The 16,404-nt window shown below is 39.7% G+C and carries 10 protein-coding genes; 5 read left to right on the top strand and 5 right to left on the bottom strand.

Annotation, left to right across the window (positions count from 1 at the left end; all coding sequences use genetic code 11):
- Nucleotides 1–17: 17 nt before the first annotated feature.
- The gene (locus tag ABS768_RS11355) at nt 18–2,456 is read right to left on the bottom strand and encodes a bifunctional UDP-N-acetylmuramoyl-tripeptide:D-alanyl-D-alanine ligase/alanine racemase (RefSeq protein ID WP_408075081.1); all 2,439 of its coding nucleotides are present in this window, start codon (nt 2,454–2,456) and stop codon (nt 18–20) included.
- 20 nt (nt 2,457–2,476) lie between these two features.
- Complete coding sequence (locus tag ABS768_RS11350; RefSeq protein WP_408075080.1) at nt 2,477–3,100, bottom strand: thymidine kinase; 624 nt, start codon at nt 3,098–3,100, stop codon at nt 2,477–2,479.
- Nucleotides 3,101–3,202: 102 nt separating this feature from the next.
- Between ABS768_RS11350 and ABS768_RS11345 the strand changes: the two genes are divergently transcribed.
- On the top strand, nt 3,203–4,324 hold the full coding sequence (locus tag ABS768_RS11345) for a hypothetical protein (protein ID WP_408075079.1): 1,122 nt from the start codon (nt 3,203–3,205) through the stop codon (nt 4,322–4,324).
- Nucleotides 4,324–5,019, top strand: a complete 696-nt coding sequence (gene rsmI / locus ABS768_RS11340) for a 16S rRNA (cytidine(1402)-2'-O)-methyltransferase (RefSeq protein WP_330122988.1) — start codon at nt 4,324–4,326, stop codon at nt 5,017–5,019. The genes ABS768_RS11345 and rsmI overlap by 1 nt, the downstream gene beginning before the upstream one ends.
- A gap of 1 nt (nt 5,020) precedes the next feature.
- Here rsmI and ABS768_RS11335 read toward each other — a convergent pair whose 3' ends face one another.
- Both ABS768_RS11335 and ABS768_RS11330 read right to left on the bottom strand, forming a co-directional pair.
- Nucleotides 5,021–5,590, bottom strand: coding sequence for a hypothetical protein (locus tag ABS768_RS11335; RefSeq protein WP_408075078.1), 570 nt, complete (start codon nt 5,588–5,590; stop codon nt 5,021–5,023).
- An 88-nt stretch (nt 5,591–5,678) separates the two neighbouring features.
- On the bottom strand, nt 5,679–6,746 hold the full coding sequence (locus ABS768_RS11330; RefSeq protein ID WP_408075077.1) for a carboxypeptidase-like regulatory domain-containing protein: 1,068 nt from the start codon (nt 6,744–6,746) through the stop codon (nt 5,679–5,681).
- An 81-nt stretch (nt 6,747–6,827) separates the two neighbouring features.
- Here ABS768_RS11330 and recJ point away from each other — a divergent pair, with 81 nt between their 5' ends.
- Together recJ and ABS768_RS11320 are read left to right on the top strand one after the other, a co-directional pair.
- A complete protein-coding gene (recJ, locus tag ABS768_RS11325; protein ID WP_408075076.1) occupies nt 6,828–8,525 on the top strand; it encodes a single-stranded-DNA-specific exonuclease RecJ in 1,698 nt (565 codons plus the stop codon).
- Nucleotides 8,526–8,607: 82 nt separating this feature from the next.
- Nucleotides 8,608–8,961 (top strand): hypothetical protein, encoded by a 354-nt coding sequence (locus ABS768_RS11320; protein WP_408075075.1) that lies wholly within the window; start codon nt 8,608–8,610, stop codon nt 8,959–8,961.
- Here ABS768_RS11320 and ABS768_RS11315 read toward each other — a convergent pair.
- Nucleotides 8,958–9,710, bottom strand: coding sequence for a UDP-2,3-diacylglucosamine diphosphatase (locus ABS768_RS11315; protein WP_408075074.1), 753 nt, complete (start codon nt 9,708–9,710; stop codon nt 8,958–8,960). The genes ABS768_RS11320 and ABS768_RS11315 overlap by 4 nt on opposite strands.
- Nucleotides 9,711–9,923: 213 nt before the next feature.
- Here ABS768_RS11315 and ABS768_RS11310 point away from each other — a divergent pair, with 213 nt between their 5' ends.
- Nucleotides 9,924–16,289, top strand: coding sequence for a choice-of-anchor L domain-containing protein (locus ABS768_RS11310; RefSeq protein WP_408075073.1), 6,366 nt, complete (start codon nt 9,924–9,926; stop codon nt 16,287–16,289).
- Nucleotides 16,290–16,404: the final 115 nt, after the last annotated feature.

Here is a 16,404-nt window from a genome sequence, read left to right as displayed (position 1 = left end):
AAGGTACAAAAAACTGATTATTCCTGATAAAAAACACGTTTTACACGCTGTGAAATACTTGTTAAAATTTCATAAGGTATGGTTCCCAGTGCTTCGGCCATTTCCACAACGGTTGGTGCTGTGCCAAATATTACGGCCTTATCACCTTCCTTACAGTCTATGCCTGTAATGTTTACCATCATCATATCCATAGATATGGTTCCGGTAATTACGGCTTTTTTACCGTTTATCATTACATAGCCTTTTTCGTTACCCCAGCTTCTCGGTATACCGTCGGCATAACCAATGGGCAGGGTGGCAGTGCGGACTTTCTCCGATGCCATGAATTTGCGGCTGTAGCCTACACTTTCTCCCGGTTGTATGTCTTTTATTTGTAGAATAACTGTTTTAAGGGTACCCACATTTTCCAGTGATTTGCGCTCTTGTGCATCGTTACCCACGCCATACAGGCCTATGCCCAGTCGTACCATGTTAAACTGCGCTTCGGGGAAATGATATATGCCCGATGTGTTTAGTATATGGCGTATAGGGTTTATGCTAAGACTATCTATTATTTTTTGTGACCATTGTGTAAACTTTTCAATTTGTCCCAGTGTGAAGTCCCTGTAATAAGGTACATCGCTGGAGGAAAGATGCGAGAAGATACTTTTAACCGATACAAAGTTGTTGTGCTTAAGCAGGTCGATAAGCTCGTCTAGCTGATAATCCTCAAACCCCAGGCGGTGCATACCTGTATCCAGTTTAATGTGGATAGGGTAGTCTGAAAGGTTTTTTTGTTTGGCAATTTCAATAAAAGCTCTTAGTTCCCTAACCGAATAGATTTCGGGTTCCAGGTTATAAGCTGTCATGGCGCTAAAGGCACTGGCTTCGGGATTCATTACAATAATAGGGGTACTAATACCTGCATTGCGAAGGGCTATGCCCTCATCGGCAAAGGCAACGCCAAGGTAATCTACCTTTTGGTGGGAGAGCAGTTTGGCAATCTCATAACTGCCGCTGCCATAACCAAAGGCTTTTACCATTACCATTATTTTGGTTTCAGGCTTGATGCGCGATCGGTAAAATTTCAGGTTATGGGCAATGGAATTCAGGTTGATTTCCAGTACTGTTTCGTGTGTCTTTTCTTCCAGTAATACCACTATTTCCTCAAAACGGAAACTGCGGGCACCCTTAACCAAAATGGTTTCGTTGCTAAAACTATTAGCATTGTATTGGGTTAAAAACTCCTGAGTGGTTTTGTAGGATATGAAATTAGGAAAATCTTTTAACTGTGTGCTTATGGTTTCGCCTATGCCTATAACCCTGCTAATATTATTAGCAGTTAAAAGCTGGGTTACGTGTTCGTAAAGTTCCTCTATGGTAAAACCACTCTGGAAAACATCCGAAAGGATAATGGTTTTCTTTTTATGTGTTTTGTGCTGCTCTAAAAAGTCGAGTGCTATTTTTAGCGACTGGTAGTCAGAGCTGTAACTGTCGTCTATAATGGTACATCCGTTAATGCCGTTTTTTACCTGAAGGCGCATCTCAACAGGATACAGCCCGGCAAGCCTTTCGGTTATGGAGTCGTTGTTGTAGCCCAAATGCAACATTAGCATAAGGCAGCTTATGGCATTTTCTGCCGAGGCATCATCAAAAAACGGAATAGCAACCTTGAAGCTGTTGCCATTGTAATCAATCTTTAATTCTGTACTGTTAGCATGTGTTGCTTTAGTAATGTTTACATCGGCATCACCGTTGTAGCTCCACGTAAAGGTAGGAGTGCCTTCCAGTTCCATTTCGGCTATGGCGTTTTTTTGAAGTATTACCACATCGGCACCTTTAAAGAGTTTCAGTTTCTCTTTAATTTTCTGAGGCATATCGGTAAAACCTTCATCATGCGCCGGACCCAAATGTGTAAGTATGCCTATGTTGGGTTTTATGATGTGGGCCAGTTTTTCCATTTCTCCTGTGGTGGAGATTCCGGCTTCAAACAGTCCCAGATTATGTTTTTCATTAATAGCAATGACAGATAGGGGTACGCCTACCTGTGAGTTGTAACTCTTAGGACTGCGTATAATGTTATAGTCAGGACTCAAAATATAGTTGAGCCATTCCTTAACTATGGTTTTACCGTTGCTTCCGGTAATACCTACAACAGGGAAGCTAAACAGGCTCCTGTAGTAAGCGGCAAAATCCTGTAATGCTTTAAGGGTATCGTCAACAATAAAAAAGTTAGCCCTGTTTTTGCATCCGTTTGGAATATGGGTAACAACAAAATTTAAAACACCATTTTCAATCAGTTCGGGAATGTAATTGTGTCCGTCACGGTTTTTTCCCGGTAATGCAAAAAACAGTGTCCCAATATTATTTTGCAGCGAACGGCTGTCTATAGAAACGTTATCAATTTCCATATCGGGCTGTATGCCTTCAAACGAAGGATTAACGGCCTTAATGATATTGTTTGTTTTTATGCTCAAGATGTAGGGTTTTTAATTTTTTAGAAGAGGCTGTCGTCTTCCTTGTCTTTCTTTTTCGGGTTGGCCTGTTCTTTCATGGCCTTAAAAAAAGCGGCACGGCTTAGCGGTTCATATTCTTCGGTTTCTCCCAGCAGTACCAGCTTATCGTTTTGTGCCTTTCGGAAACTGTAGTTCGCTAAATTACCCGTTCGGGTGCATACCGCGTGTACTTTGGTAACATATTCGGCTGTAGCCATAAGTGCAGGCATGGGGCCAAAGGGGTTGCCTTTAAAATCCATATCCAGTCCGGCAACAATAACCCTTATGCCGTTATTGGCAAGGTCGTTACATACCGATACTATCTCATCATCAAAAAACTGGGCCTCGTCTATACCTATCACATCACAGCCCTGTGCCAGGATGCGAAGCATGGAGGCCGATTCCACAGGGGTAGAGCGTATTTCGTTTGAGTCGTGTGATATCACCATATCATCATGATAACGGGTATCTATGGAAGGTTTGAATATTTCCACACGCTGTTTGGCAAACTTTGCCCTTTTAAGGCGGCGGATAAGTTCTTCGGTTTTACCAGAAAACATCGACCCGCAGATGACCTCTATCCACCCAAATTGTTCTTTATGATTTACTGTATTTTCGAGAAACATTTTGTATTTTTCAGGCTGTAAAACAGAAATGTTTTATGTTACTTTGTATTGAAACAAATTTATTAAAAAACTATTGCGCCACTCTTTATTATTCCAAAAGTTATGAAGAAAAAATTAGAAGCCGAACTGATAAGTATTGCACACAGGATATTGAAGCTAAAGAATAAGGCAGAGATTGAGCAGCTACAACAGGAAACACTTAAGCTGTACGAAAAACTGTCGGTGCTTAGATTTGTTGAGGAAAATTTTAATGATGTGAAGCCAACCATAGGTTTTTCTTCGGCTGAAGAAAAACTGGAAGATATTTATGGTGTAGCGGAAACGAACGAGCCTGAAATTATCGTAGCAGAAGAAACACCGGCCGATGCGGGTGAACCAAAAGAGGGTCTTGGTGAGACAGAACAGGAAGCTGTAGCTGAAGAAACTGAAGAAACTGAAGAGGCTGTCGAGGAAAAAGTAGAAGAGCCTGTAAGTGTGCCTGAACTTGAAAAGCCGGAAGAGGAAATCAAGGCGATGGAAGAGTCGGTTGAGGCTGTGTATGAAAACGAGCAGGAGAGTAGCGATGAAGAGAAAGTACAGGCTACCGATGCCGAAACGATTACCATTGAGCCTGATACTACCGTTGAGGTTGAAAAATCAGAAATTGATATAGAATTTGCTTTTGAAAGGAAAGCAGCTCCCGAGGAACCAAAGGAAGAACCTAAAAAAGAGGTTACCATTGACGACTTTAGGGATTATAAGGATCCGGAATTTGTGAAGAAATCCGACTTTGACGCTGCGCCTGTTCAGGAGGAAGTGAAAGATAAGGTTAAGGAAGAACCGAAAGAGGAACCAAAGCAGGAGGAACCTCAGTTTGATTACAGCAATCAGCCTGTTTTTGAGCCGATGAAAGAAGAACCTGTCGAGGAAGTGAAGAAAGAAGAGCCTAAAAAGGAAGAGCAGGCATGGGCACCTGCGGCTTCTACAGGTTCAAGGTCGCTTAACGATAAGTTCTCTAAAACCATTACACTGGGGTTAAATGACCGTATTGCTTTTGAGAAACATCTTTTTGGCGGTAGTGCAGACGATTTGAACCGTGTGGTTTCACAACTAAATACCATTAATACATTTGGTGAGGCAAAATCGTTTATAAACGACCTTATTAAACCTGATTACAACAATTGGGACGGAAAAGAGGAGTATGAAGAGCGTTTCTTCCAACTGGTTGAAAAAAGATTTGATTAATGTCTAAACTATATATAGTACCTACACCTATAGGTAACTTGGAGGATATGACCTTCAGGGCGATTAAAGTGCTTAAGGAAGCTGATCTGATACTGGCGGAAGATACCCGTACAAGCGGTAAGCTTATGAAGCATTTTGAGATTGCAACCCACATGCAGAGCCACCACATGCACAACGAGCATAAAACCGTTGAGAATATTGTGAAACGCCTGCAGGCGGGTGAAACCATTGCCCTGATATCTGATGCGGGTACGCCTGCAATATCCGACCCCGGATTTTTACTTACACGCGCCTGCGTGGAAAATAATATTGAGGTAGAGTGCCTGCCCGGTGCTACGGCTTTTGTGCCTGCCCTGGTAAACAGCGGACTCCCTAATGATAAGTTTGTGTTTGAAGGTTTCCTGCCTGATAAAAAAGGAAGGCAAACCCGATTTTTAGCACTTGCCGAAGAATCACGTACCATGATATTTTATGTGTCGCCCCACAAACTGGTTAAAACTCTTGGTGAGTTTGTGCAGTATTTTGGGGAAGACCGTCCTGTTTCGGTATCGCGTGAGCTGAGTAAGCTGCACGAGGAAACCGTTCGTGGTACAGCTACCCAGGTACTGGAGCATTTTACCAAAAAAGATCCAAAAGGCGAAATCGTAGTTATTGTGGGCGGAAAGCCCGAGGTGAAGAAGAGTAAGAAATTATAATTTAATTGTTATAATAATCTACACATATAAGGTAGTAATCGGTTTCTGAATCTTTCAGCTCAGTTACTTGGTTGCTTAATTTCTTAATGGTTTTATTTACTGATTTTCCCAGTTTTGTTGAGATTATAAAAATAACAGACTTTCCTTTTTTTAAGTCAATAGCCTTGTTCTGAACGTTTTTTAAATCAAATGTGGATATCTTGGTAGGCTCGATTTTGTAGTCAATGTCTTTTGAATTTATAACTCCTGAAACTACGCCGGAACAAGAATTGTCAGCTTTAAGCGAAGAGTTGTTTATTTTAAGGGTGTCATTTACTGTTATGCCATAAAAATAAGAAGTGTTTTGGGATACTAAATATTCCATGAAAGATCCTGTTTCGGTTGGATTTATAAAATATATCTTCTCCCTGTTATAGCTGTATTTTTTGGAAAAATAATCAACAGCTTCTTCTTTATTTTTAAAGTTTACTGTTTTGTTTGTGTTGTTATAAGTTCTATAGATAGGAGTACAGGATATACATGATGCTAATAATAAAATTACAGTCGTTATAGTTGTTATTTTTTTTATCATTTAATGTTTTTGTTAAGGTGTTAATATGCAATTGTATTTTTATTAAAAGTATAATAAAAGTAATCTATTATAGTACTTGTTAATTAAACTAATTTTCCGGTAACGGTATATGCTGGTAATTATCCCAAAAAGTGTCGTTAGGGTTTTTGTTGAATCGTTTTAGTTTTTTGTGGAAAGGAGTTCTTATGAAATTAATGTCTTCATAGTCTTTTTTGTCTGTTAGATAAGTGTAAAGTGTTGTTATAATTTTATGTAAATGATGTTTGTTTGTTGCTGCCGACATTACCCATTTGCCATTAATTTTTACAAAGTTTCTTTCTGTGTATGTCACGGCTTGTGTACTATGGCTGCCACTAATTTGTTTAACTATTCCAAAAGTTTCCTTGTCTATATATAGTATGGCTTTTTTGTATTCACTATAGCTTATCTTGTCTGAAGCATATTTCAAAATATAACATTCATGTCCGTTAATTGTTATTGAGCCTTCAGTGGAGATGTTGTAGTTTTTTAATTTGGCTCTTTTTAGGTAATCAGGTTTATAAAGTAACAGGTTGTTACTTCTTATTCCCCATAGGTCAATTGATGAGTCTGTTTGTAATATTTCTTCTCCGGCTTTTGTGTAAGGTACTACTCTGCTTTTGTATATAAGGGCTTTATTATCATGATTTCCGGTGTGCTTCAGTTTGCCATAATATTCCTGTATCATATCAATTTCTTTCCAGTTGTCATCATATTGAACTACACGTGTAAAATATTCGTAATATGCCGGATCTGCATCGTGGTTTTCTTTAAGGTTTTCTACAACCTTTAAAGCAATATCATATCCTGTTATTTGTTTGCCTATCACTACTTCGTTAAGTTGCAGTGATCCTTCTTCCAAAACAATATTTTTCGGGAAGCTGCTTGTTATTTTAATCTGTACAGGTTGATAGCTAAGATGAGATATTATAACGGTTTTATCTGTCTCAGGATTAATCACCATATAAAAGTCACCCGATTCGTTTGATAGGGTTGTTTTTTTACTCTCCGGTATATAAACATTAGCAAAAGCTACCGGGTTATTGTTAACGTCGGTTAGTTTTGATTTGATTGCAGTTTGTGCAATTGTATTAAACGAAATAAAAAACAGTAAAAGGTATAAGGTGTGGCTTTTCATAGCAATTGTTTATTGTAAAATTTGCGTTTTGGTTGTCAAAGCCCGTGCCATTAATTACATTTGGAGAAATTAAAATTCTTCATGCGCTGGACATTAAAACCAACCCCCGACCTTCAAAAAATAAAACATTTATCACAGGCACTTCAGGTAGATGGAGTAATAGCTTCACTGCTGCTGCAACGTGGTATTGAAACTTTTGAGGAGGCGAAGAATTTTTTCCGTCCTAAACTAAGCGATTTACATGATCCCTACCTGATGAAGGATATGGATAAAGCGGTAAAGCGTATTGAAGAAGCTATAGAAAACGGCGAAAATATACTTGTCTTTGGTGATTATGATGTAGATGGTACTACTGCTGTTTCGTTAATGTCGTCTTACCTGCATTCGTACTACCCGAATGTGGCGACGTATATTCCGGACAGGTATGCAGAGGGCTACGGAGTATCGTTTCAGGGAATTGATTTTGCTGATGATAACGGAATGACGCTTATCATTGCGCTGGATTGCGGAATCAAATCGATTGACAAAGTTGAATATGCCAAACAAAAAGGGATTGACTTTATAATTTGTGACCACCACCGCCCCGGTGATGAGCTGCCTGATGCTGTAGCGGTACTGGATCCAAAACGAACCGACTGTACTTATCCTTATGATGAGCTTTGCGGATGTGGTGTGGGTTTTAAACTGATACAGGCACTTGCAGGTAACCGAGGGCAAACCATAACCGATTTGGTTACCTATCTTGATTTGGTTGCGACAGCCATAGCGGCCGATATTGTCCCTATAACAGGGGAGAACAGGGTGCTGGCTACATTCGGGCTGGATGTTATTAATACATTCCCCAGGCCGGGTATACAGGCGCTTATCCAAAACGTAAAAAAACAGAAACTTACCATAGGTGATGTGGTTTTCCAGATAGCACCACGTATTAATGCCGCCGGGCGTATTTATCACGGTAATAAGGCAGTGGAACTGCTTACTGAGTTTAACTTAGAGCAGGCGCAGGAGTTTGCCGCAATGATTGAAGGACTCAATGCCGAAAGAAAAGATCTCGATAAGCAAATTACCACCGAAGCATTGATGCAGATTGTATCTAATAACGAACAGGAGCGTTATACTACTGTTGTGTATGATGAAAACTGGCATAAGGGGGTTATTGGTATTGTAGCATCGAGGTTAACAGAAACCTATTACAGACCTACACTGGTGTTTACTAAAAGTGGAGATATGTTGGCAGCTTCGGCAAGGTCGGTTAAAGGTTTTGATGTGTACAATGCGCTCGAAGCCTGTGCTGATCATTTGGAACAGTTTGGCGGGCACATGTATGCTGCGGGGCTAACATTAAAGCAAGAACAGTATAGTGGGTTTAAACAACGTTTTGAACAGGTGGTTTCACAAACCATAGCACCCGAACTTTTAGTGCCCGAAGTGCAGGTGGACGCCGAGATTGACTTTAGTGATATTACTTCTAAATTCTTCAGGATATTAAAACAGTTTGAACCTTTCGGTCCCGGGAATATGACTCCGGTATTCCTGTCACGAGGATTAATGGATACAGGTTACGGTAAGGCTATAGGTGCAGATGAAACCCATTTAAGGCTTTTTGTAAAACAGGGTGATGCTGAAGGGTATGCGGCTATTGGTTTCGGTTTGGCATCAAAAATGAATATAGCCTGTAGCGGTAAGCCATTTGAAGCTGTGTATTCTATAGAGGAGAATGAATGGAACGGTAATGTATCTACCCAACTTCGTTTACGTGATATACGCCCTGAGGAGTAACCGTTGAAAACTTTTTACTAAAAACAATCATTTTATTTAGAATGGTTTTAAATAATTTATATTTTTGTTTAAAACCACGACTATGAAAGAGATTGAACAAATTTACTTTAACGACTTTGGTGTATCGTTTTACTGGCGTAAAAATGACACTCTTTTAACCGATAGGATTCAGGTTATTTTTAAGGAAACCGGCTTTTATTTTACCCGTGAGGAGGTGCAGCATTTTGCCTGTATTGTAAACGAAATGTATGACAGGAATCATTGTGATGGCTGTAGTTTTAGAAACAAGTGTCATAGGTTTTTACTTAAAACCCCCGTTAGTGAAATAGATTTGGCCGTCTCAGTTCAGGAATTGATTGATATTAAAGACCTGCTTGAGGGTACACTTTTCACAGTGAACCTTAACGAGTACATTAATAATGTGTGCCGAAATTAGTTTTTGTATTCTTTCAGTTCAAATTTCTCACCATCAAAAACACCATAGGTAAAATAACCTATCCAGTCGCCCAGATTGATGTATGTTGAGTTTTGTCCTAAATCAATGGTCATAGGTAAATGCCTGTGGCCAAAAACAAAATAGTCGTAGTGTTTTGTTTTCAGTTTTCTTTTGGAGTATAAAACCAGCCATTCGTTGTCTTCGCCTAAAAAGCGTACATCGGCATCGCCTGATATAAGCTTGTTTTTTACCGATAAGTACTGTGCCAGTTTAACCCCAAGATCAGGGTGCAACCATCTAAACAGCCATTTGGAAAAAGGATTGGTAAATACCTTTTTCATCCTTTTATAGCCTTTATCACCAGGTCCAAGTCCGTCACCGTGCCCTATAAGGAATACTTTGTCGTTAAAAGTGAATTCTTTTGGTTTGTGGTAAACGGGTATGTTTAGTTCTTTTTCAAAATAATCATGCATCCACAAGTCATGATTCCCTACAAAAAAGTATATAGGCGTACCTGAGTCGCGTATTTCTGCCAGTTTTCCCAGTACTCTTACAAATCCTTTAGGTACTACTGTTTTGTATTCAAACCAAAAGTCAAACAGGTCACCCAGTAAAAAAATAGCGTCGGCATCTTTCTTAACCTCGTCCAGCCAGGCTACAAATTTTTTCTCTCTCGGAAAACTTTTTTCTTGGGTTGGGGCACCTAAATGTTGGTCGGAAGCAAAGTATATTTTGAGTCTTTGGGACATGTTAAATTCTTAAATAATATGCCAAAGATATGAAGACAATTTCAAAAAGGTGTTATTGCGTTATAATAACCGTATGTTTTTAAATTCATAACAAATAGAAATAAATTTGTTTTTTTTAGTTAAAACATAACTATTCAGCATTAAATTACAGTTAATCTTGTCTTTTTTTTTATACTTTCGGTAACTTAAACATAAACTACTAATTTATTATCTATGAAGAAAATTACTTTATTGTTTTTCATGGCATTGTTAAGCCTTTGCGGTTACTCGCAGGACGGGCTGCCATTGGAAGGCTTTGAGGGCACGTTTGCCCCAACCGGCTGGACAATACATGACAATGGGATAGGTACAGTGCAAACCTGGAAACAGTCTCAGTTTGGGAATACTTTCCAGCCTCCTTATGAGGGAGATTATGCAGCTTTCCTTGACCGTGAAAACGTTTCGAATGATGGAGATCCCGCTAAAGACTGGCTAGTTACTCCACAATTTACAATGCCTTCAAACGGGCAATTGCGTTTTTATTGTGCTTTAACGCTTGGAGGTAACCAGGGAGGTATGTACAGGATTATCATTGCACCTGCAGGCGCAGATCTTGACGATCTTGATGCCTACACTGTTGTTCAGTCTTGGACTGAGCCGGGAATTAATCCGTCACAAACCGAATATGTTGAGGTTGTGGTAGATTTACCGGGTACGGCAGGTGAGGATTATTTTGTTGGTTTCCTTATGGAAGGAGATAGTGCCGACCGTTGGTTGGTAGATAACGTAAGTATTATTGAACAATGTTTACCTCCTACAGGCCTTACTGTAACTGGTGTTACCGGTACAACTGCTGATTTAAGCTGGACCGGAGGTGCTGCTCAGTATGAAGTTGAGGTTGTAGAGTTTGTTGGTGCTCCCGATGGTACACCTGATTATCTGGTAGACGGAAATTCAACAACAATTGATGGGTTAAATCCAACTACAGCTTATAAATATTATGTTAGGGCTGCTTGTGGTGACGGTAACTATAGTGAGTGGGTTGGTCCATATAACTTTAGTACTGCGCCGGGTAATGATGCCTGTGCCGATGCTGTTGCATTAACAGTTAATCCAACCAATATTTGTGCGGTAAGTACACCGGGTAGTATAAACGGTGCTACTGCTTCTGCCGAAGGCAACACGTGTTTCGGTACAGATGATGATGACGTTTGGTTCTCTTTTGTAGCAACAAACACTACTCATCTTGTTAACTTAAATAATATTACAAACGGTACTACCGATTTGTATCATGTTGTTTATGAAGGTAACGATTGTTCTTCATTAACACAGTTATATTGTAGCGACCCTAATAACAGTATAGCTACAGGGCTTACAGTAGGTAATACTTATTATGTAAGGGTTTATTCATGGACATCTCTGGCAAACCAGACTTCAAATTTTGATATTTGTATAGGTACGCCGCCGCCGCCGCCGGCAAACGATGAATGTGCTGATGCAACTGCGGTTCCTGTTAACCCTGATTTAGATTGTGCTCAGTTTGTAACAGGTACTGTTTACTCTGCTACTGCTTCTGCCGAAGGTTCTACATGTTCGGGTACAGAAGATGATGACGTTTGGTTCTCATTTGTAGCAACAAGTACTTCTCATACAATTAACCTTAACAACATTACAGGTGGTACAACTGCTCTTGATCATGTTGTTTATTCAGGTTCTTGCGGTTCACTTACAGAACTTTACTGTAGCAATCCTAATAATAGTGTTGCAGGTGGTTTAACAATAGGTGATACTTATTATGTAAGGGTATATTCAACCGCTTCAACCCCTCAAACATCTGCGTTTGATGTTTGTATTGGTACACCTCCGCCGCCGCCGGCAAATGACGACTGTGCTAATGCATTTGATGTAACTGTTAACCCTGATTTAAACTGTACTTCATTCACATCGGGTACTATTGCATGGGCTACTCCATCAATAGATGCTAACTCTTGTGGTGGTACAGATGATGATGATGTTTGGTTCTCTTTTGTGGCAACAAGTGAGACACATACAATTAATTTAAATAATATTACAGGTAGTACAACTGATTTATATCATGCTGTTTACTCCGGTACATGTGGCTCGTTAACAAACCTTGTTTGTAGTGATCCTAATAACAGTTTAGTAGGAGGCCTTACTATTGGTGACACTTACTATGTAAGAGTATATACCTGGACTTCTGCTCCGGCTCAAACATCTGCGTTTGATGTTTGTATTGGTACACCTCCGCCGCCACCGGCAAATGATGAGTGTGCTGATGCTGAAGTTGTTTTAACAAACCCTGATCTTGATTGTGGTAACTTTGCCTCAGGTACTATTGCCTGGGCTACAGGTTCTCTTGAAGATAATACATGTTTTGGTGTTGATGATGATGACGTTTGGTATCAGTTTGAAGCAACAAGTGAGATACATCAAATTAGCCTTACTAACGTTGTTGGTAGTACAACATTTATGTATCATACTCTTTATGAGGGTACAGACTGTGGTACTATGACTCAGCTTTACTGTAGTACAAACAACACAAGTATTGCAGGAGGTTTAACTATTGGTCAAACTTATTACGTAAGAATTTATACTTCTACAAGTTTAAGCGGACAAACTACTACATTTGATTTCTGTGTAGGTACACCTCCGCCACCACCGGCAAATGATGACTGTGCAGATGCTCAGCAGGTACTTACTAATCCTGATCTTGAGTGTGGTAATACCGTTTCCGGTACTATTGCATGGGCTACAGAATCTGGTGAGCCTAACTCTTGTTTCGGTACTGATGATGATGATGTATGGTATCAGTTTGTTGCTACAAACGATGTTCATACTATAGATCTTACAAATGTTGTAGGTAGTACGACTTTCCTATACCATGTTCTTTATGAAGGAACTTCTTGTGGTTCTATGACACAGCTTTACTGTGCTACTACTAATAATAGTTTAGCTGCTGGTTTAACGGTAGGTAATACTTATTATATAAGAGTTTACAGTTCAACCAGTGTTGCACCTCAAACTACTACGTTTGACTTATGTATTGGTACTCCACCGCCACCACCGGCAAATGATGAGTGTGCTGAAGCTATTCCTGTACCGGTTAACCCAACTCAGGTTTGTGAGCAGGTAGTACCTGGTTCTTTATCATGGACTACTCCGTCTGCAGAACCTAATACATGTTTTGGTACAGACGATGATGATGCTTGGTTTGAATTTGTTGCTACAAATGATACTCATTTAATTAAAATTCTTGATATTGAGGGTAGTACAACTTTCCTATATCACGCTGTTTACGAAGGTGATGAATGTGGAGCACTTACTCAGGTGTATTGTGGTACTTCAAACAGTACAACTGTAACAGGACTAACTCCGGGTACTACTTATAAAATCAGAATTTACACTTATACTTCTACTTCAGGTCAGTTAGTTGACTTTAACCTTTGTGTAGGTACACCACCACCACCACCGGTAAACGATGAGTGTGCTGATGCTACTGTAGTTCCGGTTAACCCAACTCAGGAGTGTGTTGAGGTTGTTCCTGGTATTGTATTCTCTGCAACAGCTTCTGCCGAAGAAAATACTTGTGGAGGTTATGATGATGATGACGTTTGGTTTGAGTTTGTTGCTACAAACGATACTCACGTAATTACATTACAAAATATAACAAATGGTACTACTGATTTATATCATGTACTTTATGAAGGTGACGAGTGTGGTACTTTAACACAATTATATTGTAGTGATCCTAACCAGAGTTTTGCTACCGGCTTAACTATTGGTAACACATATAAGATAAGAGTGTACTCTTGGCCATCAGCTGCCCAGACCTCAGAATTTGAAGTATGTGTGGCTACACCACCACCACCACCGGCAAACGATGAATGTGCTGATGCTATTGTAGTTCCTGTGAACAACAGTTCAGAGTGTGTTGAGTTTGAATCAGGTACAATCTACTCTGCAACAGCTTCTGCCGAAGATAATACATGTGGCGGAACTGCCGATGATGATGTTTGGTTTGAATTTACTGCAACTAGTACTATACACTTTATTACTTTAAGTAATATTCAGGGTAGTACAACATTACTATATCACGTACTTTATGAAGGTGATGAGTGTGGTACTCTAACTCAGGTTTATTGTAGTACATCTACTCAGAGTTTAGCAGAAAACTTATCTCCGGGTACAACTTATAAAGTAAGAGTTTACTCTTCTACATCTACTCCTAACCAAACTTCTACGTTTGATATTTGTGTGGGTACTCCTGCCGGATCAATCGCTGTAGAGGAGGATTCGTTTACTGTAGAGCAGTTAGTGGAGAACGTACTTATTAGTTCTGAATGTGCACTTGTGTCTAACATCACGTCTCAAACAGGTACAGACTTTGGTCAGGCTAACGGTATATCTTACTTTAGCCAGAACAACTCATCGTTCCCGTTTGCAGATGGTGTTATATTAGCTACAGGTAGTGTTCAGGAAGCTCCGGGACCATACCCTAACAACAACACCGGTACTCAGTCAAATGTATGGGTAGGTGATGCTGATTTGTCCGCTATTATTGCTGAAGGAGGTAACACAGGAACGCTTAACAATGCGTCAATCCTTGAGTTTGACTTTACTCCGCTTACAAACCAAATCACGTTTGATTTCATGTTCGCTTCTCAGGAGTACGGTACATTCCAGTGTAGCTTCTCTGATGCGTTTGCATTTATCCTTACAGATTTAGATAACCCTGATCCGGAAACTAATACCACTAACCTTGCAGTTATTCCGGGTACAACTATTCCGGTATCGGTAGTAAACATTAGGGATGGTCAGTATAATGCTGGTTGTGATTCTCAAAACCCAGAATACTTCGGTTCTTATAACCAGGATAACCCTTATGGATCTGCCATAGGTTATAGAGGTCAAACAGTTGTTATGACAGCAGCAGGACCGGTAGTTCCTGGTGGTAACTATCACATTAAACTTGTAATTGCCGATTATAATGACTCTATTTATAACTCTGCTGTATTCTTGGCAGGTGGTAGTTTTGATATTGGCGGACTTGATTTAGGTGTTGATCTTACAGTTCCTGGAGGAAATGCTATTTGTGATCAGCAGGAAACAACTATTGAGACTGGTTTAGATCCGGATCTTTATGACTTTGCTTGGTCTGTTACAGATGATGAAGGTGTTACTACTCAGTTAGATGAAACTGGTCCGAATTTAGTAGTTAATCAAACAGGAGATTACGCTGTAGTGGTTAATTATGAAGGTACAGACTGTATACTTGAAGGTACTAAACGTGTTGAGTTTTATCTTCCTGTAGCAGAAACTGTAGGTGCTCCTATTGATCTTATAGCTTGTGATGCCAGCGGATTTGCTACATTCGACTTTACTTCTAACACTGATTTAATAGTAGCTGGTATAATTGAAGGATATGATGTTGCTGATTTTGAAATTTCATATCATGAAAGTGAGGCAGATGCTGAATCAGGAGACAACCCTATAGGTCCGGTATACGACAATACAGTTGCTGGAGCTCAGCCTATATATATAAGAGTAGTTTACCTGCCAACAGGATGTGTGGGTATTCTTAACTTTAACCTAATCATTCAGGATCTTACACCTGATTTTGATATGGGTGGAGACTTTAATATTTGTGAAGGAACAACAGATGCTACTATTGATATTCTTGCAATAAACTTTGATCCGGCTTCTCCGGATGTAACTTATACATGGACATTTAACGATGCTCCTCTTGCAGAAACCGGTTCAAGTATCACAGTTACCGGAGAAGGTTCTTATGAGGTAACAATTAATAACTCAGGTTGTGAGGCTACTCAGTCAGTATATGTAACTGTAACTCCTGTTCCGGTTGCAGATGTGATTGAAAATGTGACAGAATGTGATGCTTATGTGCTTCCTGCATTAAGTGCTAATAATAATTATTATACAGGTCCTGACGGAACAGGTGATATGTTACTTGAAGGTGACCAAATCACAACTTCTCAGGTAATATATATTTATGCTGAATCTGCTACTGCGCCTACAAACTGTACAGATGAGACAAGTTTTGAGGTTAGTATTGTTCCTACTCCTATTATTAGTGTTAATCAGGGTTGTGAAGGCGGAATTTATATGCTTGAAGTAGCTCTTGACGAAAACTATACAGAAGATACAGTTAACATTGACTGGACTGATGCCGGTGGTGCTACTATAGGTACCGGCTTAACCGCTACAGCTACAGAAGTTGGTGTTTACACCGTAACTGTAACGCCGGTTGGAGGCGATATCTGTTCCTCATCATTTGAACTTACTGTTGATAATGTTGCCTGTATGATTCCTAAAGGTATCTCTCCAAACGGGGATACAATGAACGATAACTTTGATCTTACCGGATTTGGAGTTGTTAAAATAGGCATCTTTAACCGATACGGTAAAGAAGTTTACAGTCAGGGAACTTATACTAACGAATGGTATGGCCAGGACAAAAAAGGTAATGAACTGCCAACAGGTACTTACTATTACTCTATCGAATTAGAGAATGGAGATAGTAAAACCGGTTGGGTTTACATTAACAGAGAGGAGAACTAAGAATAAATTTAAAGGCAAACAGGCTGCGGAACCCTTTACAGGGTTCCCCGGCTCTTGCTTTTGCCTAACGATAAAGAAAACACACACATGAAGAAAATATACCTAGCGGCGCTTG

It is taken from the genome of Flavobacterium rhizophilum, from assembly GCF_046000485.1.
Lineage (GTDB): Bacteria > Bacteroidota > Bacteroidia > Flavobacteriales > Flavobacteriaceae > Flavobacterium > Flavobacterium rhizophilum.
The sequence above is the reverse complement of the archived record's forward strand: the minus strand, read 5'-3'. Positions and strand labels throughout refer to the sequence as shown.

Coding starts and splice junctions, on each gene's coding strand:
- ABS768_RS11350 (WP_408075080.1), bottom strand. CDS start 3,100: ATGTTTCTCGAAAATACAGTAAATCATAAAGAACAATTTGGGTGGATA.
- ABS768_RS11345 (WP_408075079.1), top strand. CDS start 3,203: ATGAAGAAAAAATTAGAAGCCGAACTGATAAGTATTGCACACAGGATA.
- rsmI (WP_330122988.1), top strand. CDS start 4,324: ATGTCTAAACTATATATAGTACCTACACCTATAGGTAACTTGGAGGAT.
- ABS768_RS11335 (WP_408075078.1), bottom strand. CDS start 5,590: ATGATAAAAAAAATAACAACTATAACGACTGTAATTTTATTATTAGCA.
- ABS768_RS11330 (WP_408075077.1), bottom strand. CDS start 6,746: ATGAAAAGCCACACCTTATACCTTTTACTGTTTTTTATTTCGTTTAAT.
- recJ (WP_408075076.1), top strand. CDS start 6,828: ATGCGCTGGACATTAAAACCAACCCCCGACCTTCAAAAAATAAAACAT.
- ABS768_RS11320 (WP_408075075.1), top strand. CDS start 8,608: ATGAAAGAGATTGAACAAATTTACTTTAACGACTTTGGTGTATCGTTT.
- ABS768_RS11315 (WP_408075074.1), bottom strand. CDS start 9,710: ATGTCCCAAAGACTCAAAATATACTTTGCTTCCGACCAACATTTAGGT.
- ABS768_RS11310 (WP_408075073.1), top strand. CDS start 9,924: ATGAAGAAAATTACTTTATTGTTTTTCATGGCATTGTTAAGCCTTTGC.